The organism is Pseudomonas sp. CMR5c (genome assembly GCF_003850545.1).
Classification (GTDB): Bacteria; Pseudomonadota; Gammaproteobacteria; order Pseudomonadales; family Pseudomonadaceae; genus Aquipseudomonas; species Aquipseudomonas piscis.
The window spans coordinates 1,022,967-1,046,084 of record NZ_CP027705.1 but is presented as its reverse complement, the minus strand read 5'-3'; the positions used below and the strand labels follow the sequence as shown (position 1 = coordinate 1,046,084).

Genomic DNA, 23,118 nt, shown 5'->3' with positions numbered 1-23,118 from the left:
ATCGGGCTATACGATTTCAGACATGAGTCAATCCAGCGACCTGATTCAATCGGCACAACGCACAATTCGCCTCGAAATCCAGGCAGTAGAGAGCTTGCTGCCTCATATCGACGCAGATTTCGTTCGTGCTTGCGAGATGATTCTGGCCAGCAAAGGTCGAGTAGTAGTGGTCGGCATGGGCAAGTCCGGGCATATCGGCAACAAGATCGCCGCCACCCTGGCCAGCACCGGCACCACGGCGTTCTTCGTCCACCCGGCCGAAGCCAGCCATGGCGACATGGGCATGATCACCCGCGACGATGTGATCCTCGCCCTCTCCAACTCCGGCTCCACCAATGAAATCGTGACCCTGTTGCCACTGATCAAGCGCTTGGGCATCCAACTGATCAGTATTACCGGCAACCCTGATTCACCGCTGGCCAAAGCCGCCGACGTCAACCTCAACGCCCATATCGAACATGAGGCCTGCCCGCTGAACCTGGCACCGACCTCCTCGACCACCGCCGCCCTGGTCATGGGCGATGCCCTGGCCGTGGCGCTGCTGGAGGCGCGCGGCTTCACCGCCGAAGACTTCGCCTTCTCCCACCCCGGTGGTGCACTGGGGCGTCGCCTGCTGCTGAAGGTCGAAAACATCATGCATGCCGGCGAACAGCTGCCCCAGGTCCAGCGCGGCACCCTGCTCAAGGACGCCCTGATGGAGATGAGCCGCAAGGGCCTGGGCATGACCGCTATCGCCGAGGCCGACGGGCGCCTGGCCGGGGTCTTCACCGACGGCGACTTGCGCCGCACCCTGGACCGCAACATCGACATCCATCACACCACTATCGATGAAGTCATGACCCTGCGCGGCAAGACCGCACGCGCCGAAATGCTGGCAGCCGAAGCCTTGAAGATCATGGAAGACAATCGAATCAACGCACTGATCGTGGTAGATAACGAGGATCGCCCGATCGGCGCCTTCAACCTGTCCGACCTGCTGCGCGCGGGAGTGATGTAAATGAATGACGACCTGCTGCAACGCGGCAAGCACATCAAGCTGGCGGTCTTCGACGTCGATGGCGTGCTGACCGACGGGCGCCTGTACTTCCTCGAGGATGGCAGCGAATTCAAGACCTTCAACACTCTCGACGGCCAGGGCATCAAGATGCTCATGGCAGCCGGAGTACAAACCGCCATCATCAGCGGTCGCAAGACGCCAGTAGTGGAGCGCCGGGCCAAGAACCTGGGAATCCCTCACCTGTACCAGGGCCGCGAAGACAAACTGGTGGTATTGGACGGGCTTCTCGCCCAACTGGGCCTAAGCTATGAACAGGTCGCCTATCTGGGCGATGACCTGCCCGACCTGCCGGTGATCCGCCGCGTCGGCCTGGGCATGGCGGTCGCCAACGCAGCCCCGTTCGTCCGCGAGCATGCCCACGGCACTACAACGGCACGGGGCGGCGAAGGCGCTGCCCGCGAGTTCTGCGAACTGATCCTGCATGCCCAGGACCGCCTCGAAGCAGCCAACGCTGCTTATTTATAGGGTCCCACCGATGCTGAGCAAAAAGATTCGCAACATCCTGATCTTCGGGACCATCGCCCTGCTGTTCGCGGCGGTCGGTTACTGGAACATCAGCCCTGAGCGGTTTCTCGACAAGCCAATGGTGCAGGTCGACGAAAGCGCCATCGACTACTTCGTGATCAACGCCCACAGCGTGCAGTACCTGCCCGATGGCAAGCTGCAGTACGAGATGACCTCGGACAAGGTCGAGCACGTCAAGGCCAGCGAAGTGACCCTGCTGACCAAGCCGGACCTGCAGATGTATCGCGGCACCACCTATCCGTGGCATGTCCAGAGCGAGCGTGGCGAGGTCAACCCCGATGGCACCGAAGTCGAGCTGATCGACTCCGTCCGCGTGGCCCGCACCGACGAGAGAAATCGCAACCTGCTGATCACCACCAGCCGCATGACAGTATTCCCGCAGAAGCAATATGCGCAGACCGAGCAAGCCGTTAGAATCGACGGCGCCGACGGCGTGACCACTGCCAAGGGAATGAAAGCGTATTTGAAAGACGGCAGGATGAACCTGCTATCGAACGTAAGAGGACAGTATGAGGCTCGTTAAAACCCTCCCTATTTTGCTCAGTCTGGGCGCAGCACTGGGAAGCGTGAGCGCCTGGGCTCTGCCGAACGATAGCCAACAGCCGATCCGCATCCAGGCCGATGACGCCCAGCTCGACGACAAGAATGGCGTGGCCACCTACAAGGGCGACGTGATCATCACTCAGGGCTCGATGAAGATCACCGGCAATACCGTGACCATCACCCGGGCCAAGACCGGTGAAATCGACGTAGTGACCTCGGTGGGCAACCTGGCCTACTTCGAGCAACTGCAGAAGCAGACCGATCCGAAGCCGGTCCAGGCCTATGCCGTGACCATCCAGTACCATGCCCAGCAAAACCGCATCGTGCTGATCGACAAGGCCAAGGTCATCAACGACGGCAACACCACCGAAGGCGAGAAGATCGTCTACGACACCGTCAAGCAAGTGGCCAACGCCGGTCGCGCCAACGGCAGCTCGGTTACTGCGCCACGTCCGCGAATCGACATGGTCATCCAGCCGAAAAAGAAAACCGACGAGCAAAAGGCCCAGTAATGGCAACTCTCAAAGCCCAGCACCTGGCCAAGAGCTACAAGAGCCGCCAGGTCGTGCGTGATGTCAGCCTGTCCATCGACAGCGGCCAGATCGTCGGCCTGCTTGGCCCCAACGGTGCCGGCAAGACCACCTGCTTCTACATGATCGTGGGCCTGGTCCAGGCCGACCAGGGCCGAGTCCTGATCGACGACCTGGACGTCAGCCACCAGCCGATGCACGGCCGCGCCCGTGCAGGTATCGGCTACCTGCCCCAGGAAGCCTCGATCTTCCGCAAGCTGTCGGTGGCCGACAACATCATGGCCATCCTCGAGACCCGCAAGGAACTGGACAAGGCCGGCCGTCGCCAGGAGCTGGAAAGCCTGCTGCAGGAATTCCACATCAACCACATCCGCGACAACCTCGGCATGAGCCTGTCCGGTGGTGAGCGCCGCCGCGTGGAAATCGCCCGGGCCCTGGCCACCGCCCCCAAGTTCATCCTGCTGGACGAACCTTTCGCAGGCGTGGACCCGATCTCGGTCGGCGACATCAAGCAGATCATCCACCACCTCAAGGCCAAGGGGATCGGCGTGCTGATCACCGACCACAACGTCCGCGAAACCCTGGACATCTGTGAGACCGCCTATATCGTCAACGACGGACAACTGATCGCCGAAGGCGACTCCCAGACCATCCTGGCCAACGAACTGGTCAAGGAAGTCTACCTGGGCCATGAGTTCCGCCTGTAAGGGCTGAGGTGCAGGACCCATTGCCTGGGCGCTGGGAACGATAAAACCCCACAAACTTTATTGTTACAGCGCTCTAGGCAAACACTTCAGTTTCAGGCATATAATTTGCTTATGTTTGGCGCTCCGGCGCCCTGTAGTGGATGGCGCATGTGCGCCGGCAATTAAGGTGTTAAGCCCCTGCCATGAAACCATCGCTAGTCCTGAGAATGGGCCAGCAGCTGACGATGACACCGCAGCTGCAACAGGCCATCCGCCTGCTCCAACTGTCGACCCTGGACCTGCAACAGGAAATCCAGGAAGCCCTGGAGTCCAACCCGATGCTCGAACGCCAGGAAGAGGGCGACGACTTCGACAACAGCGACCCCCTGGCCGACAACACCGAGTCCAAACCCAACACCGAGATCCAGGAACCCTCCTACCAGGAAACCACCCAGACGGTGGACAGCCTCGAGGACGGTGAATGGAACGAGCGCATCCCCAACGAGCTGCCGGTGGATACCGCCTGGGAAGATGTGTACCAGACCAGCGCCAGCAGCCTGCCCAGCAGCGATGATGACGAGTGGGACTTCACCACCCGCACCTCGGCTGGCGAAAGCCTGCAGAGCCACCTGCTCTGGCAGCTGAACCTGGCCCCGATGTCGGACACCGACCGCCTGATCGCAGTGACCCTGATCGACTGCATCAACAACCAGGGCTACCTGGACGAAACCCTGGAAGAGATTCTCGAAGCCTTCGACCCCGAGCTGGATATCGAGCTGGATGAGGTCGAGGCCGTGCTGCACCGCATACAGCAATTCGAGCCGGCCGGCATCGGCGCCCGCAGCCTGGGCGAATGCCTGCTGCTGCAACTGCGCCAGTTGCCGGCGAGAACACCTTGGCTGGCCGAGGCCCAGCGCCTGGTCAACGACTACATCGACCTGCTGGGCAGCCGCGACTACAGCCAACTGATGCGCCGCATGAAGCTCAAGGAAGACGAACTGCGCCAGGTCATCGAACTGGTCCAGAGCCTCAACCCGCGCCCGGGTTCGCAGATCGAGTCCAGCGAAGCCGAGTACGTGGTTCCTGACGTCATCGTGCGCAAGGACAACGAACGCTGGCTGGTGGAGCTGAACCAGGAATCCGTGCCACGCCTGCGGGTCAACGCCCAGTACGCCGGGTTCGTGCGCCGCGCCGATACCAGTGCGGACAACACCTTCATGCGCAACCAGTTGCAGGAGGCCCGCTGGTTCATCAAGAGCCTGCAGAGCCGCAATGAAACCCTGATGAAGGTCGCCACCCAGATCGTCGAGCACCAACGCGGATTCCTCGAGTACGGCGACGAAGCGATGAAGCCCCTGGTCCTGCACGACATCGCCGAAGCGGTGGGCATGCACGAGTCGACGATTTCCCGGGTGACCACGCAGAAATTCATGCATACCCCACGGGGCATATATGAGCTGAAATACTTTTTCTCGAGCCACGTCAGCACCTCCGAAGGCGGTGAATGCTCGTCTACGGCGATCCGCGCGATCATCAAGAAACTGGTGGCTGCGGAAAATCAGAAAAAGCCGTTGAGTGACAGCAAGATCGCTGGTTTACTGGAGGCACAAGGTATCCAGGTAGCCCGCCGGACCGTCGCCAAGTACCGCGAATCCCTTGGGATCGCGCCTTCCAGCGAACGCAAGCGGTTGATGTAGCCGCCGGGCTGGCCACAGCGTTTCGGAGTGTGCTTGAAACCCGCCGAGCGATGACCGGGCAAGGTAGCCCGATCGATGTGCAGGCTGGTTTCAGACACAGTCTAGGTGGCAGGCAAAACGGCCTGCCGCGTTATGCACTGGCAACGAAGGAGAAGCTGTATGCAAGTCAACATCAGTGGACACCAACTCGAAGTGACTGAACCTCTGCGCGTCTACATCGGCGAGAAGCTCGACCGACTGGAACGCCATTTCGACAAGATCACCAATGTGCAGGTCACCATGGCCGTCGAGAAGCTGAAGCAGAAAATCGAGGCGACCCTGCACATCCACGGTGGGGAGGTCGTCGCCAATGCAGAACATGACGATATGTATGCCGCAATCGACCTGCTCACGGACAAGCTTGACCGCCAACTGAAAAAGCATAAGGAAAAGCAACTCCACCTTCTCCAAGGCACGGGTCGCTGATACTCCCCTCCCATGATCCGACTTGAAAGCATCCTGACCCCCGGCCGTTCCCTGGTGAACGTGCCGGGCGGCAGTAAAAAACGCGCCCTCGAACAAATTGCCAACCTGATCAGCCGTGAAGTGCCTGATCTGGAGATGCAGGACGTATTCGAGAGCCTGATCGCCCGCGAGAAACTCGGCTCCACCGGGTTCGGCAACGGCATCGCTATTCCCCACTGCCGCCTCAAAGGCTGCGAGTCCCCCATCAGCGCGCTGATGCACCTGGACGCCCCGATCGACTTCGATGCCATCGACGGCGCTCCCGTGGACCTGCTGTTCGTACTGCTGGTCCCGGAGGCCGCCACCGATGCGCACCTGGAACTGCTCCGGCAGATCGCCAGCATGCTCGATCGCAAGGAAGTTCGTGAGCGGCTGCGCAGCGCCACCAGCAACGAAGCCTTGTACCAGGTCGTGCTGGACGAACAGAACGGTCGGTAACCATGCGTCTGATCATCGTCAGCGGCCGTTCCGGCTCAGGTAAAAGCACCGCCCTCGATGTTCTGGAGGACCACGGCTACTACTGCATTGACAACCTGCCAGCCGGCCTGCTGCCCGAGCTGGCCGAACGCGCGTTGATCCATACCGAATTGGCGCAACCGCTGGTGGCGGTGTCCATCGACGCCCGCAACCTGCCAAGCCACCTGTCGCGCTTTCCGGAGCTGCTGGAAGAAGTTCGCAGCCGGCACATCCAGTGCGATGTGCTGTACCTGGACGCCGACGAGGAAACCCTGCTCAAGCGCTTCTCGGAAACCCGCCGGCGCCATCCCTTGAGCAGCGCCAACCGCTCGCTGGCCGAGGCCATCCATGACGAGACCCAACTATTGGGGCCGATCGTCGACCTGGCCGACCTCAAGGTCAACACCACCAACCTCAATCTCTACCAGCTGCGGGATACCATCAAGCTGCGGCTGTTGAACCAGCCCGAGCCAGGCACTGCCTTCCTGGTGGAATCTTTCGGATTCAAGCGCGGCATGCCGGTGGACGCCGACCTGGTGTTCGATGTGCGTTGCCTGCCCAACCCGTACTGGAAACCCGAACTGCGCGCCCAATCCGGACTGGACGCTCCCGTGGCCGAGTACCTGGCTGCGCAACCGGATGTCGAAGAGATGTTCCAGGACATCTCCAGCTACCTGCTCAAGTGGTTGCCACGCTTCGCCGCCAGCAACCGCGCCTACGTGACCATCGCCATCGGCTGTACCGGCGGGCACCATCGTTCCGTGTACCTGACCGAGCGCCTGGGCCAGGTCCTGCAAAAATCCCTGAAGAACGTCCAGGTTCGCCACCGCGACCTTAGCTGAAAGGATCTACCCCGCGATGCCAGCTCTGGAAATCGAGATCATCAACAAACTGGGCCTGCATGCCCGCGCATCAGCCAAGTTCGTCGGCGTCGCTGGCCAGTTTCCCTGCCAGATTCGCGCTGGCCGGACGCCGGAATCCATGGTCGACGGCAAGAGCATCATGGCCATGATGATGCTCGCCGCCGGCAAAGGCACCAAGATCCATCTCAAGACCGAGGGCGAACAGGAACAGCAAGCGCTGGATGCCCTGGTCGCCTTGATCAACAACTACTTCGACGAAGGCGAGTAAGCCTGCCCGGGCATTGCCCAGCCGGCACTCAGGAGAGTGCCGTGTCCATTACCATCATCAGGCAGAAGCCGATACACAAGCCAAGACTGGCAAGCTTTTCGTGACCATTGCGCCGGGACTCGGGGATCACCTCATGAGTCACCACCAACAGCATGGCTCCGGCCGCCAGGGCCAACCCCAAAGGCAACAGCACCTGTGCCAAGCTCACCAGCCAGGCACAAAGCAGGGCGAACACTGGCTCTACCAGGCCAGAAGCAGCGCCGATCAGGAACGCCCTGACTCGCGACATTCCAGCACCTGCCAACACCAGAGCGATCACCAGCCCTTCCGGCACATCCTGCAGCGCGATACCCATGGCCAGGCTATCCGCATCGGCCATGCCGCCGCCGGCCGACACTCCGACCGCCATGCCTTCGGGAATGTTGTGGGCAATGATGGCGAAGACGAATAACCAGATCCGCGGCGCGATGACTGGATGCTCCGGCGTGCCCACCAGGGTCTCCGAACTGCCGCCGGAAATCTTCAGGTCCACCAGGAACAGGCCGAGGGCACCCAGCATGATCCCGGTACAGACCAGGCCACTGGCGCCCCAGGCCGACAGCCCCAGCTCCTGGGCCGCTGCGATGCCCGGCACGATCAGCGAAAACGCCGTCGCCGCCAACATCACTCCAGCGCCAAAGCCGAGCAAGGTATCGCTCACCGCGATCGGCATCTTGCGGATCACCAGCACCGGCACCGCTCCCAGCGCAGTACCCAAGGCGCAGATCGCGCCGCCCTGCAAGGCACGCAACAAACGCGGTTCCAGGTTCAGCCAGTTGAGCCCCTGAGCCACCAGCAATGCGGTACCCGCCAACAGCAGCAGCGAACCGAAGGCATAACGAAACATCCGTCCGCTGCTGATCGCCAATGTCTCTGTGCCCATAGTCGACCTTATTTATTATCCAAGGAAAAATCAGGCCATCGCGGCGTGGTAACGCTGGGCGACTTCTGGCCAATTGATCACGTTGTAGAAAGCATTAATGTATTCGGGCCGGCGATTCTGATAGCGCAGGTAGTAGGCGTGCTCCCACACATCCAGGCCAAGAATCGGTGTGTTGCCATTCATCAGCGGACTGTCCTGGTTGCCGCTGCTCTCCACTACCAGGGTTTTCTCCGGAGTCACGCTGAGCCAAGCCCAACCGCTGCCAAAACGGGTCAGCGCGGCCTTGGTGAAAGCCTCCTTGAAGCTCTCGAACCCACCCAAATGCCGGTCAATGGCCTGTGCCAGTGCACCATCGGGCTTACCCCCGCCGGCAGGCGTCATCACCGCCCAGAACAGCGAATGGTTAGCATGCCCGCCGCCCTGGTTGATCACCGCGGCACGCAACCCTTCCGGCAACTGCTGGATGCTCGCCACCAGTCTCTCTACTTCCCACTCGGCCCATTCGGTACCTTCTATCGCCGCGTTGAGGTTGTTGACGTAGGTCTGATGGTGCTTGGTGTAGTGGATTTCCATAGTCTGCGCATCGATATGCGGTTCCAGGGCATCGTATGCATACGGCAGAACAGGCAAGGTAAAGGACATGTCAGTGCACTCCATGAGAGGGGCTGCCGTGCCTATCCGCAGACAGGCACTCAATGTTGTTGTCCAGCAAGCGGTGGGAACGGGGATATGCGCCGTGCTCACCGATGAAATTGAGCAGCTCGAGGTAGGTCTTGCTGCTTTGGCGCAAGGCCGCTTCACGCAGCGCCAGGGGCAAGCGGTTGTCTTGCATGGTCTGCAACAACCGCTGGTGGATAGCGCAGAGATACTCCGCGCTCTCCTCCGGCTGGTTCAGGCGTAAATGCAGGTCCGCCAGGTTGTGGTGGGAGATCACGCAGGCCGCCACCGCTTCGTCGGCATCAGGCCAGCGCTCGAACAGCACCTGGGCCAATGCCAGCGCTTGCAGGTAGAACTCACGGGCATCCACCAGCTCATCCTGCATGAACAGGCGATTGGCCCTTTCAATCGTGCGTTTCCAGTGCTCCATGATCGACCTCCAAAGCGCTAACGGGGGTTACACGCCACCTGCGGTGAGCTTCTCCGGATCCAACAGGACCTCCAGCTGGCTGCGCGACAGATCGGTGTGTTCAAGTGCCACATCGATCACCGGGCGCCCCTGCTTGTAGGCGGTCTTGGCGATCTCCGCGGCCTTCTGGTAACCGATGATCGGGTTGAGGGCGGTCACCAGGATCGGGTTGCGCGAGAGCGCTTCCTTGAGCTTCGCTTCATTGACCTTGAAGCTGGCGATGGCCTTGTCTGCCAGCAGGCGGCTGGAGTTGGCCAGCAACTCGATACTGCTCAGCAGGTTCTGGGCAATGATCGGCAGCATTACGTTGAGCTCGAAGTTACCCGACTGCCCGGCCACGGTAATGGCGCTGTCGTTGCCGATCACCTGGGCCGCCACCATCGCTGTCGCCTCCGGAATCACCGGATTGACCTTGCCAGGCATGATCGACGAACCAGGTTGCAAGCCCTCCAGCTCGATCTCCCCCAATCCGGCCAGTGGTCCCGAGTTCATCCAACGCAGGTCGTTGGCGATCTTCATCAGCGAAACCGCTGTTGCCTTCAGTTGCCCGGAGACGGTTACCGCGGTGTCCTGGGAGCCAATCAGGGCGAACAGGTTCTTGCCCGGGGTGAACTGCACCTGGGTCAGCTCGCTCAACTGCCGGCTGAAACGCGCGGCGAACTCCGGATGCGCGTTGATTCCCGTACCTACCGCAGTACCACCCTGGGCCAGGGCCTGCAGGCTCGGCAACAAATCCTGCAGATGCGCGATGTTGGCCTTGAGCTGCTGCGCCCAGCCCTCCAACACCTGGCTCATGCGTACCGGCATGGCATCCATCAGGTGGGTACGGCCGGTCTTGACGAACGAGTGCACCTCCAACGCCTTGCGCTCGATGACCTCGACCAGGTGCACTAAGGCCGGCAACAGTTGCTCGTGCAAGGTCAGGGCGGCACTGACATGGATGGTGGTGGGAATGATGTCGTTGCTGCTCTGGCCACAGTTCACATGGTCATTGGGGTTGACCACCTCGCCCAGCAACCGGCTGGCCAGGGTCGCCAGCACTTCGTTGGCATTCATGTTGGAACTGGTACCGGAACCGGTCTGGAACACATCCACCGGGAAGTGCTGCATGAAGTCGCCTTCCAGCAGCCCCTGGGCGGCATCGACGATGGCCTTGCCCTGGGACTGGCTGATCTGGCCCAGCTCGACGTTGGCCCTGGCCGCCGCGGCCTTGGCCAGGATCAGCGCCCGGATGAAAGCCCGCGGCATGCGCTGCCCGCTGATAGGAAAGTTATCCACCGCACGCTGGGTCTGCGCGCCATACAACGCCTGCTCCGGGACCTGCAACTCGCCCATGCTGTCGCGTTCGATACGGGTATTACTCATCGGGAAATCCTTGCACCAGTTCAATCAGGGGAATGGAAGGCAACAGCGAACAGGTCGCCAGTCGCCAGGCATGGCTTTGCCAGCGCTTGAGCCGGCACTTGCACAACGACAACCGCTCCATATCGCGCAGAGGTCGCCACGCCTGGTCCAGGCACAAGCTGCGCCAGTGCCAGGGCAACGCGGTATCGGTTGCGGTATCGATCAACAAACGGAAGGAGGTTTCGGCAACGGTCCAGGCGGATATGGCCGTGCAACAGGCCAGATATCGCCCCTCGGCCAGGTAATGCTCGATCAGACGGGGTTCGTCCGGGTCCAGTGCGCAACGGATCTGGCGGCTCATCCAGCGCCAGCTTTCAAGGTAAGGCTGCTCGTGCAAGGCAGAACTCATGACCTGGGCTCATTGAATAATGATTTTCATTATTAAATGATATTGAGAATCAAATCAATCTGGCTTGTACAGGTTTTGTCCAGCTCCTGCACCGCCATGGAAATGCCAGGCATAAAAAAACGCGCCACCCAAAGGGCGGCGCGTTCTGAAGACACAAACGATGATCAGCTGCCAGCGACGGTCATGCGTTCGATCAGTACCGAGCCGGTGCGGATGTTGCTGCGCAGTTCCAGGTCATTACCCACGGCCACGATCTGCTTGAACATGTCCCGCAGGTTGCCGGCAATGGTCACCTCCTGCACCGGGAACTGGATTTCACCATTCTCGACCCAGAAACCGGCGGCACCGCGGGAATAGTCGCCGGTGACCATGTTCAGGCCATGGCCCATCAGCTCGGTGACCAGCAGCCCTCGGTCCATGCGCCGCAGCAAGGCGGCCTGGTCTTCATCGCCATGGGTGACGAACAGGTTGTGCACCCCACCGGCGTTGGCGGTGCTCGGCATGCCCAGTTTGCGCCCCGAATAGGTGCCAAGCACATAGGACACCAACTCGCCATCCTTGACGAAAGGCTTGGCGTAGGTGGCCAGGCCGTCGCCATCGAAGGCCGAGCTGCCCATGGCGCGCAGAAGGTGCGGACGCTCGTCGATGGTCAGCCATTGCGGGAACAGTTGCTGGCCCAGGGCGCCTTCCAGGAACGAAGACTTGCGGTACAGGTTGCCGCCGGAAATCGCCCCCAGGAAGCTGCCGAACAGACCACCGGCCAACTCGGCGGAAAACAGCACCGGCACTTCGCAGGTAGGCACCGGGCGAGCGCCCAGGCGACTGGCGGCACGTTGGGCGGCGCGCTGGCCGATGCTCGCCGGATCCGCCAGCAACTGACCCTGGCGATTGACGTCATACCAGTAGTCGCGCTGCATCTGGCCATCGGCCTCGGCGATCATCACGCAGCTCAGGCTATGACGGGTAGAGGCGTAGCCACCGATGAAGCCGTGGCTGTTGCCATATACCCGGCAACCCTGGTGGGTGTTCAGGGTAGTGCCATCGGCATTCTTGATTCGCGCATCGGCAGCGAACGCCGCCGCCTCGCAGGCCAGGGCTTGCTCGATGGCCTGCTCGGGAGTGATGTCCCAGGCATGGAACAGATCGAAGTCCCGCACCTCGCTAGCCATCAGGGACGCATCAGCCAGGCCCGAGGCCTCGTCCTCGGAAGTGTGCTTGGCGATCGCCAGGGCCGCGGCCACGGTTTCACGGATGGCGTCCGGACCACTGGCGGAGGTGCTGGCCGAGCCCTTGCGCTGGCCTACATAGAGGGTGATGCCAAAGCCCTGGTCGCGATTGAACTCCACGGTCTCCACTTCCCGCTGGCGCACCGAGGTCGACAGTCCCTGTTCCAGGGATACTGCCACTTCACAGGCACTGGCTCCCTGGCGCCGCGCTTCGGCGATGATCTGCTCCACTTGCTCCTGCAGGGCCGGCAAAGCTTGTGGGCCGACGCTTTGTGCTGCACTCATGGTGTTCTCCACTCAAATTCTGCTTTCGATTAAGGCCGGCGAGCGACCGGGCCGGACAAGCGGCCCTCGACTGGTTATCATGGCGGCGTTTCTTTGCGGACTGCCACCATGGTTGATTCTTACGACGACTCCCTCGATGGGGAGAAAAGCAAAACCCAGGTCAAACGCGAGCTGCATGCTCTGGTTGATCTCGGCGAGCGCCTTACCACTCTCAAACCCGATCTGCAGGCCAAACTGCCATTGACCGACGCCCTGCGCCGGGCCCTGGCGGAAGCCCCCAAGCATGTCGCCCATATCGCCCGTAAACGCCACTTGCAATTCATCGGCAAGCTGATGCGGGACCAGGACATCGACGCCATCTTGCAGTTGCTCGATCAACTCGATGCCTCCACCCGGCAGTACAACGAACGCTTCCATAACCTGGAGCGTTGGCGCGATCGCCTGATCGCCGGCGGCGACGACGTGCTGGACAAGTTCGTCAGCGAGTATCCCGAGGCCGATCGCCAGCAACTGCGCTCGCTGATCCGCCAGGCCCAGCATGAGGTGGCCCATAACAAGCCCCCTGCCACCAGCCGCAAGATCTTCAAGTACATCCGCGACATCGACGAGACCCAGCGCGGCCTGCGCTGAGCCTTGCTCCGGCTGGGCCGCCCAGGCAGCCCAGCCGTCTCTTGCCCAATCACGCCCCTGTGCCACCCACCGTGATCGCATCGATCTTCAAAGTTGGCTGGCCGACGCCTACCGGTACGGACTGCCCGTCCTTGCCGCAGGTGCCGACGCCACTGTCCAGGGACAGGTCGTTGCCCACCATCGATACCCGACTCATGGCTTCCGGGCCGTTGCCGATCAGGGTCGCCCCCTTGACCGGCGCGGTGATCTTGCCGTCCTCGATCAGGTACGCCTCGCTGGTGGAGAACACGAACTTGCCGCTGGTGATATCCACCTGGCCGCCGCCGAGGTTGGCGCAGTAGATGCCCTTCTTCACCGAGGCGATGATTTCCGCCGGATCGCTTTCGCCACCCAGCATGTAGGTGTTGGTCATGCGTGGCATCGGCAGGTGTGCGTAGGACTCGCGGCGACCGTTGCCGGTGCGCGCCACGCCCATCAAGCGCGCGTTGAGCTTGTCCTGCATGTAGCCCTTGAGCACGCCGTTCTCGATCAACGTGGTGCACTGGGTGGGAGTGCCTTCATCGTCCACGCTCAGCGAGCCACGGCGCTCGGCCAAAGTGCCGTCGTCGACGATGGTGCACAGCTTGGAGGCTACCATCTCGCCGATGCGGCCGCTGTAGGCCGAACTGCCCTTGCGGTTGAAGTCGCCCTCCAGGCCGTGGCCCACGGCTTCGTGCAGCAGCACCCCGGACCAACCGGAGCCCAGTACCACGGGCAAGGTGCCGGCTGGAGCCGGAATCGCTTCCAGGTTGACCAGCGCCTGGCGCAGCGCCTCGCGGGCGTAACCCATGGCCCGGTCCTCGCTGAGGAAATAACGGTAGTCGGTACGCCCGCCACCGCCATGGCCACCGCGCTCGCGCCGGCCGTTCTGCTCGACGATGACGCTGACGTTGAAGCGCACCAGCGGCCGCACGTCCGCCGCCAGGCCACCATCGGTGGAAGCCACCAGGATCCGCTCCCAGACCCCGGCCAGGCTCACGCTGACCTGCTGGATACGTGGGTCCAGGGCTCGGGTCGCAGCGTCAACGCGCTTGAGCAGTTCGACCTTCTCGGCACGACTGATGACCTCCAGCGGATTGTCCGGGGCATACAGTTGTGCCACGTCCTGGGTAGAAAACGCCTGCACCTTGCCGTTCTGCCCGGCCCGGGAAATCGAACGCGCCGCGCGAGCGGCCTGGCCCAGGGCCTCCAGGGTGATGGCGTTGCTATAGGCAAAACCGGTCTTCTCGCCAGACTGGGCGCGCACCCCGACACCCTGGTCGAGGTTGAAGCTGCCTTCCTTGACGATCCCGTCCTCCAGGGACCAGGACTCGGAGATCTGTCCCTGGAAGTACAGGTCGGCAGCATCGATGCCCGGACCTGCCAGGTCGCCCAGCACGCCTTGCAGGCTTTCGATGGTCACGCCGCCAGGGGCTAGAAGATGTTCACTGACTGAGGACAACAACCCGCTCATATGCTTTGGCCTTAAATTCGTCGTACTTATGCAAGTCGTTGAACGCCTTGCGAGAAAATGCGCCGGTGGCTGAACACCGGCATCCGCGCCCGGATGGACGCCTGTTCGCTGCCGTCACGCTCGGCCAGCAGCACGCCTTCGCCCTGCTCCTGCTCGGCCAGCACCCGCCCCCAAGGGTCGACGATCGCCGCATGCCCGTAGGTCTCGCGGGGGCCGGGGTGCACTCCGCCCTGGGCCGCCGCCAGCAGGTAGCACTGGGTCTCGATGGCCCGGGCTCTTACCAGCACCTCCCAATGGGCGGCCCCGGTCACGGCGGTAAAGGCCGAGGGCGCGGTGATCAGCTCAGCCCCGGCAGCGCGCAATTCGCTGTAGAGTTCGGGAAAACGCAGGTCGTAGCAGACCGTCAGCCCCAAACGCCCCACCGGCGTATCCGCCACCACCACCCGGTTCCCATGAGCATAGTCATCGGATTCGCGATAGCGCCCGCGATTGTCCGCCACGTCGACATCGAACAGGTGCAGCTTGTCGTAGCGCGCCACCACTTGCCCCTGGTCATCCACCAGTAGCGAGCAGGCATTGGATTTGGCCTCGGGCTGGTCCTGGGGTGGCAACGGCAAGGTACCGGCGACTATCCATAACCTGAGGTCGCGGGCGGCCTGTTTCAACCAGGGCAGGATCGGACCTTCGCCCAGGGCTTCGGCACGCCCGACGGCGGCCATGTCCCGGCGGCCCATGGCGGCGAAGTTTTCCGGCAGCACCGCCAGCTTCGCCCCGCCGGCAGCGGCTCGCTCCAACAGGCCGCGAGCCTGTGCCAGATTGGCCAGCACATCGCTCTGGCTGACCATTTGAATCACCGCAAGGGACATGGCGAACTCCATATTGGGTAGAGCGCCATGCTACTCCATGGACGCAAGCCGCAGATGCTCAAAACGGCTTGTCGAAGGTGATCTTCGGCTCTTTCCACGGCCCCTTGACGTTGTACTTGACGCTGGCGAACCGCGCCACGCGATCGCCGATCAGCTTGTCGATCAGGAACAGCGCGCCACCCACCGCCGGCGCCCCGACGATCAGGGCGGCGATCGGCAGGTTGTTGGTCACCGGCAGGGTCACCAGCAGCTTGGCGTCCACCCGGTCGGCCACCATGTCCAGGGTGCCGTTGAGCTCCAGGTTGCTCGATGGCCCGGTGAGCGCGATGGGCTCACGGGTGACATACACCCCGTTGCTGGCCGCCAGCACGCCCCGTACCCGGTCGTAGCTCAGGCCCTTGCCGAACAGGTCGGAGAAGTCCAGGCGCAAGCGCCGGCCAATGGAGTTGAAATTGAGCAAGCCGAATACCCGCAGGGCCTGGGCACCGCCCTCGACCTCGACGAACTGCCCCTTGTTCAGGGTCGCATCGAGGCTGCCGGAGAAACGCTTCAAGCCAACCCAGGCCGGCGAACCGGGCCAACGGCCATCGACGTCCAGGTGAAAGTCCTCGCTGGTGACGGTAGGGGCAAAGCCCCAGCCCTTGAGTACATCAGCCAGGTTCTTGCCACCGATGCGTCCCCGGTACCAACTGCTGCTGGCCCCCGCCTGCCCCTCCCAGCCACCGTCGCCTTCGAGCAACATGCCCTTGAGTCCAAGGTTCAAGCCATTGAACGACATGCCCTTGGGTGTAGGCCGGACCTTGAGCGCCCAACGGCCAATCAGGTCCGGGCCCTGGAACAGCTGGGCAATGGAGATGTCCAGCGGCGGCACATTCTTGGGATCCACCGATGCCAGGGGGTCAGGGGCGTTTTCATCGGCCTGGACCGTCGGGTCGACAGCCGGCAGGCGGACGTACTGCATGTCGATGGCCATGGGCGCCGCCTTGGCATCGGGAATACCGACATTGCCCTTGGCTTGCTGGCTATCGATCTGCAGCTCCCAGGCGCTGGGCTTGCGGGTCAGCAACAAGTTGACCTGGTCCAGGGTGCTGCCGAAGGCCGTGAGCTTGCCGACCTTGAAGTCCGCACTGCTGAGTAGTTGCTTGGCGCTGCCTCCGGGGTCTTGCCCGGCATAGCGGTCGGCCAGGGCCTTCCAGGGCTCGACATCCAGCTCCGACAACACGCCTCGCACCCGCAGGCCCTTGACCGTCGGCAACTGGGCTTCGCTGCCACCGAGGAACAACTCCCCCCGGCCTTCGGCGAACTTGCCATTGGGGGCGGCGAAGGTGAAGCCCGCCAGGTCGCCGTAACTGAACCAGTAGCGACGCTCGGCACCTTGCAAGGTCATGCGAAACACGCTGTTGCGCCCGGTATTGGCGGACATGCCGAATGGTGCCGGCAGGTCCACCGCGGCGCCCTTGAGGCTGGAACTGACCATCAGCTGGCTATCGGCGCCATCGAGGTTCAGCTGCAACTGGAACGGCAACTCGCCAGACACCGGCAATGGCTGGCTGACCTGCAACCAGTCGGTAAGCTTCTTGACCGCCACCTGCCCCTTGGCCACCACCCGGGTATTGAGCTTGCCGGCGCGGCCATCGGCGAAGATCTGCGCCGTCAGCGGCCGCTCGAATGCCTGGGCACTGATCCCTTCGCCGCTCAAGCCCTTGGCGCTGTCGAAGCGGAAGTCGCCCTTGAGCTGGGTCAGCTCCAGCGGCGGTTCGCTGAGCTTGAGACGGGCCTTGTCGGTCTTGAAATCCACCACGATCTTCGGCTCTTCGCCCTTGGCCAGGGGGATATCCAGGTCCACCTTGCCTTGCAGGTCGCCCTCGCCTTGCCAGCCCGCGAAGGTCGAGGCGGTGCCGATCGGAGCCTCCTGGAGGATCTTCAGGCCATCGCCCAGGCCACCGGCAAAATCGCCGTCGATGTACATGTGCGAGCTTTGCCCGTCCGGCGCATGGGGGATGTTGACGAACACATCGCGCACCTTGGTATCGAGCAACTGGCCGTTGCTGGCGACGATGCGCACCCGGCTGCCTTCGATGAACACGTCGCCGTTGACCTTGGTCAGGTGCGGCCAGCCCGGCTGGAAGGCCAGCTCGGCATCATGCACCTTGAAGAACAGGCTGATGCTGCGCGCGGCCTCGATGGCGTCGTGGTTCAGCGAGCCCTGGTACTGGAAGAAGCCCTGGTCCACCGCGCCCTTGAGGATTGCCGTGCGCAGCCATTCATCCACCGCCGGGTTGAGCACCTGGGGCAGGTACTTGGCGGTATAGCGCCCATCGCCGTCCACCAGGCCGACCCGCAGGTCCATGTAGTCTTCCTGGGCATGATCGAAGTGCAGGCGGATCAGGAAGTCGCCGGCGATCTTGCCTTCCTCGCCCAGCACCTTGAGATACGGAGCGATCAGGGTGAAGCCTTCCTGGTCGAGCTTCCAGGTCAGCGTCGCGTTGGCCTGGATGTACTGCCAAGGCTTGGCGAAGATCGGGTACAGGTGCAAGGAGAAGTCCTTGCTGTCCATGCGCAGCTCGCCCTTGCCCAGGTTGCCGCTGATGCTGCCGCTGACGTTACGTGCAGCAGGAGCGCCGTGATAGGCATCGAAACCGACACGATCGAGGTTGGCGGCGAAACTCAGGCGCTCATCGCCCGTGGCCTGGGGTCGGTAGTCCAGCAGCACATTGCGCAGCCCACCAGTGACCTTCAGGTGGTCGACAGCCGTGGCTACGCCCTCGGGCAAAGGTGCCAGCGCATCGAGGATCGGGGTGATGGGCGCCAGGTCCAGGCGGTCGGCCTGCAGGTGCCAGAGTTCTTCGTTCTGCTCGCCAGTATTGCGCTGTTGCAATTGCAGGCGCGACTCCCAGCGGGTCTGGCCCAGGTTCAAGGCCAGGGAGTCCAACTGCACCTCGAGGCCCTGGGCATTGCGCTGCAGATTGGCGTTGAGCGCCAGGTTCTTCAGGGTCACCGGGGTACGCGCGGCGTAGGCACCGGTCAGTTGCGGTGCATTGAGGCGCAGCGCTGCGCTCTGCACGGTGCGCTGGCCCCAGCTGAGCCATAGCTCGCCGCCGGCCTTGAGCTCCGAGAACTTCCATTGCTGGGTCAGGCGCGGTGGCAGCCAACGCGCCCAGTCGCTCTGCGGCAGGCTCAGGTACAGGTCGGCCTGTGCATCGCGCCAGGCCTCGGCGCGGATCCGCGTGCGCAAGCTCAGGGCCAGGGGCTGGCCGTCCGGCAGGTTCAGGCGCAGGTCCAGGCGTTGGCGGCTGGATCCGCTGCGCAAATTGAGGCCGACATACGACAAGGCGATGGGCTGGTGGTCACGGGGCAACAGGGTGACCTGGCTGTCCAGCACCGAGAGTTCCGCCAGTTGCTGCAGGCGCGACAACAGTTGCTCCGGCTCCAAGGGCTGGTCTTGCTGCACCGGCAGGCCTTCGAGCTGCCATTGGCCGTCCGCGCCTTCCTTGAAGCTCAGGCTCAGGCCGCTGAGCTCCAGGTGGCCGATCCGCAAGTCGCGGGCCAAGAGGCTACCGAGCATGTCCGGGGCGACGCTGACCCGATCCAGGCGCAGGGCATTGGCGCCCTCGCCCACCATCACGTCATGGGCCAGGAGGATCGGCGACAGGCCGCTCCAGCGCCCCTCCAGGCTGCCGATATGCACCGGCAGGCCGACGGCGTCCTGGACCTTGGCCTCGACCTCGGCCTGGTACTCGGCTACCAGCGGCGTCAGTTCCCGGCCCAGGCTGACGTACAGGGCGGTCGCCACCAGTGCCAGCGTACAGAGGCCCAGTCCCCAGCGGACCAGTGTGGTGAACAAGCGGATCAGCCGCTCCATGTCAGTTGGCTCCCATGGCAAATGTCATGCAAAAAGCTGAAGCCAGCCGTTTCCAATCATGTAGAACACGCGGAATCAGAGCAGCACCACGTCGTATTGTTCCTGGGAATACATGGTTTCGACCTGGAACCTGATGGTGCGACCGATGAAACCTTCCAGCTCCGCGACATTGCCCGACTCTTCATCGAGCAGGCGGTCGACCACCTTCTGGTTGGCCAGTACCCGATAACCTTCGGCCTGGTAGGCCCGGGCCTCACGGAGGATTTCGCGGAATATCTCGTAACAGACGGTTTCCGGGGTTTTCAACTTACCCCGCCCCTGACAGCTGCTGCAGGGCTCGCAGAGTACCTGTTCCAGACTTTCCCGAGTGCGCTTGCGGGTCATCTGCACCAGTCCCAGCTCGGTGATGCCGATGATGTTGGTCTTGGCGTGATCGCGCTCCAGCTGTTTCTCCAGGGTCCGCAACACCTGGCGCTGGTGCTCTTCGTCTTCCATGTCGATGAAGTCGATGATGATGATCCCACCCAGGTTGCGCAGGCGCAGCTGGCGGGCGATGGCTGTCGCCGCCTCCAGGTTGGTCTTGAAGATGGTCTCTTCCAGATTGCGATGGCCGACGAAGGCGCCGGTGTTGACGTCGATGGTGGTCATGGCCTCGGCCGGGTCCACCACCAGGTAGCCGCCGGACTTGAGCGGTACCTTGCGCTCCAGGGCCTTCTGGATTTCGTCCTCGACCCCGTACAGGTCGAAGATCGGCCGTTCGCCCGGATAGTGCTCCAGGCGGTCGGCGATTTCCGGCATCAATTCGGCAACGAACTGCGTGGTCTTCTGGAAGGTTTCCCGGGAGTCGATGCGGATCTTCTCGATCTTCGGGCTCACCAGGTCACGCAAGGTACGCAGGGCCAGGCCCAGGTCCTCGTAGATCACATTGGGTGCACCGATGGTCTTGATCTGTGCGCCAATCTGGTCCCAGAGCCTGCGCAGGTAGCGGATGTCCATCATGATCTCGTCGGCGCCGGCGCCTTCGGCGGCGGTGCGCAGGATGAAGCCGCCGGCCTCCTGGATGCCCTCCTGGGCCACGCAATCACTGACCACCTGTTTGAGGCGCTCGCGCTCGGCCTCGTCCTCGATCTTCAGCGAAATGCCGACATGGGCGGTGCGCGGCATGTACACCAGGTAGCGCGACGGGATCGACAGCTGGGTGGTCAGGCGCGCGCCCTTGGTGCCGATGGGGTCCTTGGTGACCTGTACCACCAGGCTCTGCCCCTCATGGACCAGGGCGCTGATGCTCTCCACCGCCGTGCCCTCGCGGCTGGAGATTTCCGAGGCATGGATGAAGGCCGCGCGGTCCAGGCCGATATCGACGAAGGCCGCCTGCATGCCGGGCAGGACCCGCACCACCTTGCCCTTGTAGATATTGCCGACGATACCGCGACGCTGGGTACGTTCGACGTGGACCTCCTGCAGCACGCCGTTTTCGACCACCGCCACCCGCGATTCCATCGGTGTGATGTTGATCAGGATCTCTTCACTCATGGCAAGGTCTCGTTCGGACGTGTTCATGGAGGGCCGCATGGGTCGGATTGAATACCTTAGTGCGCTGGAACGTCTTGCCAGCAGGAAATGCCGAAATCACCGAGCAGCTCTGCGGTTTCGCACACTGGCAAGCCGACCACCGCGGAATAGCTGCCATTGAGCCCTGCCACAAACACCGCTGCAAGCCCCTGGATCGCATAACCGCCGGCTTTGTCCCGGGGTTCGCCGCTGGCCCAGTAGCGCGTCGCTTCCTGTTCGCTGATCGAGCGCAACCGCACCAGGCTGCGCACCACCCGCGCCTGACTGCGCTGACCGTCGAGCAGGGCGACTGCCGTCAGCACCTCATGCTCGCGCCCGGAAAGCGCCATGAGCATCTCCAGAGCGTCGGCCTGGTCCCTCGGTTTGCCGAGGATGCGGCCATCGAGCACCACTGCGGTATCGGCGCCCAGGACACAGGCCGTGGAATCGCTGGCCAGTGCCGCGCGACCGGCCGCCGCCTTGCCACGGGCCAGGCGTTCGACATAGGCGGCAGGGGTTTCGGCGGCCAGCGGGGTTTCATCGATGTCCGCGCCGATGACAGTGAACGGCACGCCGATCTGGGTGAGCAGTTCACGCCGACGCGGTGAACCGGAAGCGAGGTAGAGCGGATTCATCAAGACATCTCCCTGTCGAGGTGCGGGCCAATGCCTGACCGGCTCAGTTGATCTTGAAACGCCGGCGCAAGCCGCGCAGGCCGAAGCTGACCCAAGGCCATAACAAGGCGCTGACCAGGGCTGGCAGGACCACCGCCAAGGTCGGCTGGCGGTTGCCGGTCAGGGCACTGAGCCAGAGTTGCACCAGCTGCGCCAGGCCGAAGATCACCAGGATCACCAGGCTCTGCTGCCACATCGGGAAAATCCGCAGGCGCTGCTGCAAGGACAGCACCAGGAAGGTGATCAGGGTCAGGATCAACGCGTTCTGTCCCAGCAACGTGCCATACAGCACGTCCATGGCCAGCCCCAGGCACCAGGCAGTGACCATGCCCACCTTGTGCGGCAGGGCCAGGCTCCAGAATGCCAGCAGCAAGGCCAGCCACAGGGGTCGTAGGATCTCCATGAACTGCGGCATCGGCGACACGCTGAGCAACATGCCCACCAGGAATGTCAGCCAGACGATCCAGCCGTTATTCGAATAGGTAGTGCCCGCCATTATTCTCTTCCTACGGTGGTGGCCGGCGCTGCGGCTGGCGGCTTGGCGGCTGCCGGTTTCACCACGGGTTTGTGGACCGGCTTGGCCGGAGCATGGGCCGCGGGCTTGACCGGGGTTGCCGCAGGAGCGCTGGCCGGCGCGGCCGCTGCAGGTGCAGGCGCTGCCGCGGGCTTGGCGACCGTGGCCGGCACAATGACGCCACCTTGCTGGTCCTGGGCCTCCTGGGCCTGGGCCGCATCATTGGCGCGCTCTTCGGCGGTACGCGAATCGCTGAACACCAGCAGCAGGTAGCGACTGCGGTTCAACGCCGCGGTGGGCACCGCGCGAACGATAGCGAACGGCTGGCCGGAGTCGTGGATCACTTCCTTGACGGTGGCCACCGGGTAGCCGGCGGGGAAACGCTGCCCCAGGCCGGAGCTGACCAGCAGGTCGCCTTCCTTGATGTCTGCGGTATCGGCCACATGGCGCAGTTCCAGGCGCTCCGGATTGCCGGTGCCGCTGGCGATGGCGCGCAAGCCGTTGCGATTGACCTGCACGGGAATGCTGTGGGTGGTGTCGGTGAGCAACAGGACGCGCGAGGTATAGGGCATCAGCTCCACTACCTGGCCCATCAGGCCCCGGGCATCGAGCACCGGTTGGCCGAGGAACACGCCGTCGCGCTCACCCTTGTTGATCAGGATGCGGTGGGTGAAGGGATTGGGGTCCATGCCGATCAACTCGGCCACTTCGACCTTTTCGTTGACCAGTGCCGAGGAATTGAGCAGCTCGCGCAGACGTACGTTCTGCTCGGTCAGGGCCGCAAGCTTCTGCAGGCGCCCCTGCAACAGCAGGTTCTCGGTCTTGAGTTTTTCGTTTTCAGCGGCCAGTTCGGTGCGGCTGCCGAATTGGCTGGCCACGCCTTGCCATAGCCGTTGCGGCAGATCGGTGATCCAGTAGGACTGCATCAGCACCAGCGACATCTGGCTACGCACCGGCTTGAGCAGTGTGAAGCGCGCGTCGACCACCATCAGCGTGATCGACAGCACGACCAGCACGAGGAGGCGCACGCCCAATGAGGGGCCTTTGGCGAAAAGCGGTTTAATAAGCCGCTCCTCCCGGGCAAATGT

24 protein-coding genes are annotated in these 23,118 nt (G+C 62.9%); 11 read left to right on the top strand and 13 right to left on the bottom strand.

Annotated elements, in window-relative coordinates:
- Positions 1 to 22: 22 nt before the first annotated feature.
- From C4K40_RS04720 to C4K40_RS04675, 10 genes are all read left to right on the top strand, one after another.
- Positions 23 to 997, top strand: coding sequence for a KpsF/GutQ family sugar-phosphate isomerase (locus C4K40_RS04720; protein WP_031320905.1), 975 nt, complete (start codon positions 23 to 25; stop codon positions 995 to 997).
- Positions 998 to 1,522 carry an HAD family hydrolase gene (locus C4K40_RS04715; RefSeq protein WP_022642327.1) on the top strand — a complete coding sequence of 175 codons (525 nt, stop codon included), beginning with the start codon at positions 998 to 1,000 and terminating at the stop codon, positions 1,520 to 1,522.
- Positions 1,523 to 1,532: 10 nt separating this feature from the next.
- A complete protein-coding gene (gene lptC, locus C4K40_RS04710; protein WP_022642326.1) occupies positions 1,533 to 2,105 on the top strand; it encodes an LPS export ABC transporter periplasmic protein LptC in 573 nt (190 codons plus the stop codon).
- Positions 2,092 to 2,637 (top strand): lipopolysaccharide transport periplasmic protein LptA, encoded by a 546-nt coding sequence (gene lptA / locus C4K40_RS04705; RefSeq protein WP_053134140.1) that lies wholly within the window; start codon positions 2,092 to 2,094, stop codon positions 2,635 to 2,637. The genes lptC and lptA overlap by 14 nt, the downstream gene beginning before the upstream one ends.
- Positions 2,637 to 3,362, top strand: a complete 726-nt coding sequence (lptB, locus tag C4K40_RS04700) for an LPS export ABC transporter ATP-binding protein (protein WP_022642325.1) — start codon at positions 2,637 to 2,639, stop codon at positions 3,360 to 3,362. Before lptA ends, lptB begins: the two co-directional genes overlap by 1 nt.
- Positions 3,363 to 3,544: 182 nt before the next feature.
- Entirely contained in the window at positions 3,545 to 5,038 is a 1,494-nt protein-coding gene (locus tag C4K40_RS04695; protein ID WP_053134137.1) for an RNA polymerase factor sigma-54, read from the top strand.
- A gap of 159 nt (positions 5,039 to 5,197) precedes the next feature.
- Positions 5,198 to 5,503 (top strand): ribosome hibernation-promoting factor, HPF/YfiA family, encoded by a 306-nt coding sequence (hpf, locus tag C4K40_RS04690; RefSeq protein WP_011059268.1) that lies wholly within the window; start codon positions 5,198 to 5,200, stop codon positions 5,501 to 5,503.
- Between the two features lie 12 nt (positions 5,504 to 5,515).
- Positions 5,516 to 5,980 (top strand): PTS IIA-like nitrogen regulatory protein PtsN, encoded by a 465-nt coding sequence (gene ptsN, locus C4K40_RS04685; RefSeq protein WP_022642324.1) that lies wholly within the window; start codon positions 5,516 to 5,518, stop codon positions 5,978 to 5,980.
- Positions 5,981 to 5,982: 2 nt separating this feature from the next.
- Complete coding sequence (gene rapZ, locus C4K40_RS04680) at positions 5,983 to 6,840, top strand: RNase adapter RapZ (RefSeq protein WP_011059266.1); 858 nt, start codon at positions 5,983 to 5,985, stop codon at positions 6,838 to 6,840.
- Between the two features lie 16 nt (positions 6,841 to 6,856).
- Positions 6,857 to 7,129 (top strand): HPr family phosphocarrier protein, encoded by a 273-nt coding sequence (locus C4K40_RS04675; protein ID WP_022642323.1) that lies wholly within the window; start codon positions 6,857 to 6,859, stop codon positions 7,127 to 7,129.
- Between the two features lie 28 nt (positions 7,130 to 7,157).
- On the opposite strand, the gene C4K40_RS04670 is transcribed toward C4K40_RS04675, so the two are convergent.
- The 6 genes from C4K40_RS04670 to pmbA all read right to left on the bottom strand — a co-directional run bounded on the left by C4K40_RS04670 (position 7,158) and on the right by pmbA (position 12,441).
- Positions 7,158 to 8,051 (bottom strand): ZIP family metal transporter, encoded by an 894-nt coding sequence (locus C4K40_RS04670; RefSeq protein ID WP_031320901.1) that lies wholly within the window; start codon positions 8,049 to 8,051, stop codon positions 7,158 to 7,160.
- A gap of 30 nt (positions 8,052 to 8,081) precedes the next feature.
- The gene (locus C4K40_RS04665; RefSeq protein ID WP_022642321.1) at positions 8,082 to 8,693 is read right to left on the bottom strand and encodes a superoxide dismutase; all 612 of its coding nucleotides are present in this window, start codon (positions 8,691 to 8,693) and stop codon (positions 8,082 to 8,084) included.
- A gap of 1 nt (position 8,694) precedes the next feature.
- The gene (locus tag C4K40_RS04660; RefSeq protein ID WP_022642320.1) at positions 8,695 to 9,138 is read right to left on the bottom strand and encodes a hypothetical protein; all 444 of its coding nucleotides are present in this window, start codon (positions 9,136 to 9,138) and stop codon (positions 8,695 to 8,697) included.
- 27 nt (positions 9,139 to 9,165) lie between these two features.
- Complete coding sequence (locus C4K40_RS04655) at positions 9,166 to 10,542, bottom strand: aspartate ammonia-lyase (protein ID WP_022642319.1); 1,377 nt, start codon at positions 10,540 to 10,542, stop codon at positions 9,166 to 9,168.
- Complete coding sequence (locus C4K40_RS04650; protein ID WP_053134134.1) at positions 10,535 to 10,930, bottom strand: hypothetical protein; 396 nt, start codon at positions 10,928 to 10,930, stop codon at positions 10,535 to 10,537. Before C4K40_RS04650 ends, C4K40_RS04655 begins: the two co-directional genes overlap by 8 nt.
- Before the next feature lie 164 nt (positions 10,931 to 11,094).
- Positions 11,095 to 12,441 (bottom strand): metalloprotease PmbA, encoded by a 1,347-nt coding sequence (gene pmbA, locus C4K40_RS04645; RefSeq protein WP_053134131.1) that lies wholly within the window; start codon positions 12,439 to 12,441, stop codon positions 11,095 to 11,097.
- A gap of 108 nt (positions 12,442 to 12,549) precedes the next feature.
- Between pmbA and yjgA the strand changes: the two genes are divergently transcribed.
- A complete protein-coding gene (gene yjgA, locus C4K40_RS04640) occupies positions 12,550 to 13,071 on the top strand; it encodes a ribosome biogenesis factor YjgA (RefSeq protein WP_022642316.1) in 522 nt (173 codons plus the stop codon).
- A gap of 49 nt (positions 13,072 to 13,120) precedes the next feature.
- Here the strand turns inward: yjgA and tldD are convergent, their stop codons facing one another.
- The 7 genes from tldD to mreC form a co-directional block, all read right to left on the bottom strand.
- Complete coding sequence (gene tldD, locus C4K40_RS04635) at positions 13,121 to 14,563, bottom strand: metalloprotease TldD (protein ID WP_053134128.1); 1,443 nt, start codon at positions 14,561 to 14,563, stop codon at positions 13,121 to 13,123.
- Positions 14,564 to 14,589: 26 nt separating this feature from the next.
- Complete coding sequence (locus tag C4K40_RS04630) at positions 14,590 to 15,429, bottom strand: carbon-nitrogen hydrolase family protein (protein ID WP_031320894.1); 840 nt, start codon at positions 15,427 to 15,429, stop codon at positions 14,590 to 14,592.
- 58 nt (positions 15,430 to 15,487) lie between these two features.
- Complete coding sequence (locus tag C4K40_RS04625) at positions 15,488 to 19,291, bottom strand: YhdP family protein (RefSeq protein WP_053134124.1); 3,804 nt, start codon at positions 19,289 to 19,291, stop codon at positions 15,488 to 15,490.
- A 75-nt stretch (positions 19,292 to 19,366) separates the two neighbouring features.
- Positions 19,367 to 20,824, bottom strand: a complete 1,458-nt coding sequence (gene rng, locus C4K40_RS04620) for a ribonuclease G (RefSeq protein WP_022642312.1) — start codon at positions 20,822 to 20,824, stop codon at positions 19,367 to 19,369.
- 56 nt (positions 20,825 to 20,880) lie between these two features.
- The gene (locus C4K40_RS04615; protein ID WP_053134121.1) at positions 20,881 to 21,477 is read right to left on the bottom strand and encodes a nucleoside triphosphate pyrophosphatase; all 597 of its coding nucleotides are present in this window, start codon (positions 21,475 to 21,477) and stop codon (positions 20,881 to 20,883) included.
- A gap of 43 nt (positions 21,478 to 21,520) precedes the next feature.
- Positions 21,521 to 22,012, bottom strand: a complete 492-nt coding sequence (mreD, locus tag C4K40_RS04610; protein ID WP_022642310.1) for a rod shape-determining protein MreD — start codon at positions 22,010 to 22,012, stop codon at positions 21,521 to 21,523.
- Positions 22,012 to 23,094: a rod shape-determining protein MreC gene (gene mreC, locus C4K40_RS04605; protein WP_083456936.1), complete on the bottom strand. Its 1,083-nt coding sequence runs from the start codon at positions 23,092 to 23,094 to the stop codon at positions 22,012 to 22,014. The genes mreD and mreC overlap by 1 nt, the downstream gene beginning before the upstream one ends.
- Between the last annotated feature and the right edge of the window lie 24 nt (positions 23,095 to 23,118).

Excerpts from the sequence above, each read along its gene's own strand:
- C4K40_RS04720 (WP_031320905.1), top strand. The coding sequence starts at position 23 with ATGAGTCAATCCAGCGACCTGATTCAATCGGCACAACGCACAATTCGC.
- C4K40_RS04715 (WP_022642327.1), top strand. The coding sequence starts at position 998 with ATGAATGACGACCTGCTGCAACGCGGCAAGCACATCAAGCTGGCGGTC.
- lptC (WP_022642326.1), top strand. The coding sequence starts at position 1,533 with ATGCTGAGCAAAAAGATTCGCAACATCCTGATCTTCGGGACCATCGCC.
- lptA (WP_053134140.1), top strand. The coding sequence starts at position 2,092 with ATGAGGCTCGTTAAAACCCTCCCTATTTTGCTCAGTCTGGGCGCAGCA.
- lptB (WP_022642325.1), top strand. The coding sequence starts at position 2,637 with ATGGCAACTCTCAAAGCCCAGCACCTGGCCAAGAGCTACAAGAGCCGC.
- C4K40_RS04695 (WP_053134137.1), top strand. The coding sequence starts at position 3,545 with ATGAAACCATCGCTAGTCCTGAGAATGGGCCAGCAGCTGACGATGACA.
- hpf (WP_011059268.1), top strand. The coding sequence starts at position 5,198 with ATGCAAGTCAACATCAGTGGACACCAACTCGAAGTGACTGAACCTCTG.
- ptsN (WP_022642324.1), top strand. The coding sequence starts at position 5,516 with ATGATCCGACTTGAAAGCATCCTGACCCCCGGCCGTTCCCTGGTGAAC.
- rapZ (WP_011059266.1), top strand. The coding sequence starts at position 5,983 with ATGCGTCTGATCATCGTCAGCGGCCGTTCCGGCTCAGGTAAAAGCACC.
- C4K40_RS04675 (WP_022642323.1), top strand. The coding sequence starts at position 6,857 with ATGCCAGCTCTGGAAATCGAGATCATCAACAAACTGGGCCTGCATGCC.
- C4K40_RS04670 (WP_031320901.1), bottom strand. The coding sequence starts at position 8,051 with ATGGGCACAGAGACATTGGCGATCAGCAGCGGACGGATGTTTCGTTAT.
- C4K40_RS04665 (WP_022642321.1), bottom strand. The coding sequence starts at position 8,693 with ATGTCCTTTACCTTGCCTGTTCTGCCGTATGCATACGATGCCCTGGAA.
- C4K40_RS04660 (WP_022642320.1), bottom strand. The coding sequence starts at position 9,138 with ATGGAGCACTGGAAACGCACGATTGAAAGGGCCAATCGCCTGTTCATG.
- C4K40_RS04655 (WP_022642319.1), bottom strand. The coding sequence starts at position 10,542 with ATGAGTAATACCCGTATCGAACGCGACAGCATGGGCGAGTTGCAGGTC.
- C4K40_RS04650 (WP_053134134.1), bottom strand. The coding sequence starts at position 10,930 with ATGAGTTCTGCCTTGCACGAGCAGCCTTACCTTGAAAGCTGGCGCTGG.
- pmbA (WP_053134131.1), bottom strand. The coding sequence starts at position 12,441 with ATGAGTGCAGCACAAAGCGTCGGCCCACAAGCTTTGCCGGCCCTGCAG.
- yjgA (WP_022642316.1), top strand. The coding sequence starts at position 12,550 with ATGGTTGATTCTTACGACGACTCCCTCGATGGGGAGAAAAGCAAAACC.
- tldD (WP_053134128.1), bottom strand. The coding sequence starts at position 14,563 with ATGAGCGGGTTGTTGTCCTCAGTCAGTGAACATCTTCTAGCCCCTGGC.
- C4K40_RS04630 (WP_031320894.1), bottom strand. The coding sequence starts at position 15,429 with ATGTCCCTTGCGGTGATTCAAATGGTCAGCCAGAGCGATGTGCTGGCC.
- C4K40_RS04625 (WP_053134124.1), bottom strand. The coding sequence starts at position 19,291 with ATGGAGCGGCTGATCCGCTTGTTCACCACACTGGTCCGCTGGGGACTG.
- rng (WP_022642312.1), bottom strand. The coding sequence starts at position 20,824 with ATGAGTGAAGAGATCCTGATCAACATCACACCGATGGAATCGCGGGTG.
- C4K40_RS04615 (WP_053134121.1), bottom strand. The coding sequence starts at position 21,477 with ATGAATCCGCTCTACCTCGCTTCCGGTTCACCGCGTCGGCGTGAACTG.
- mreD (WP_022642310.1), bottom strand. The coding sequence starts at position 22,012 with ATGGCGGGCACTACCTATTCGAATAACGGCTGGATCGTCTGGCTGACA.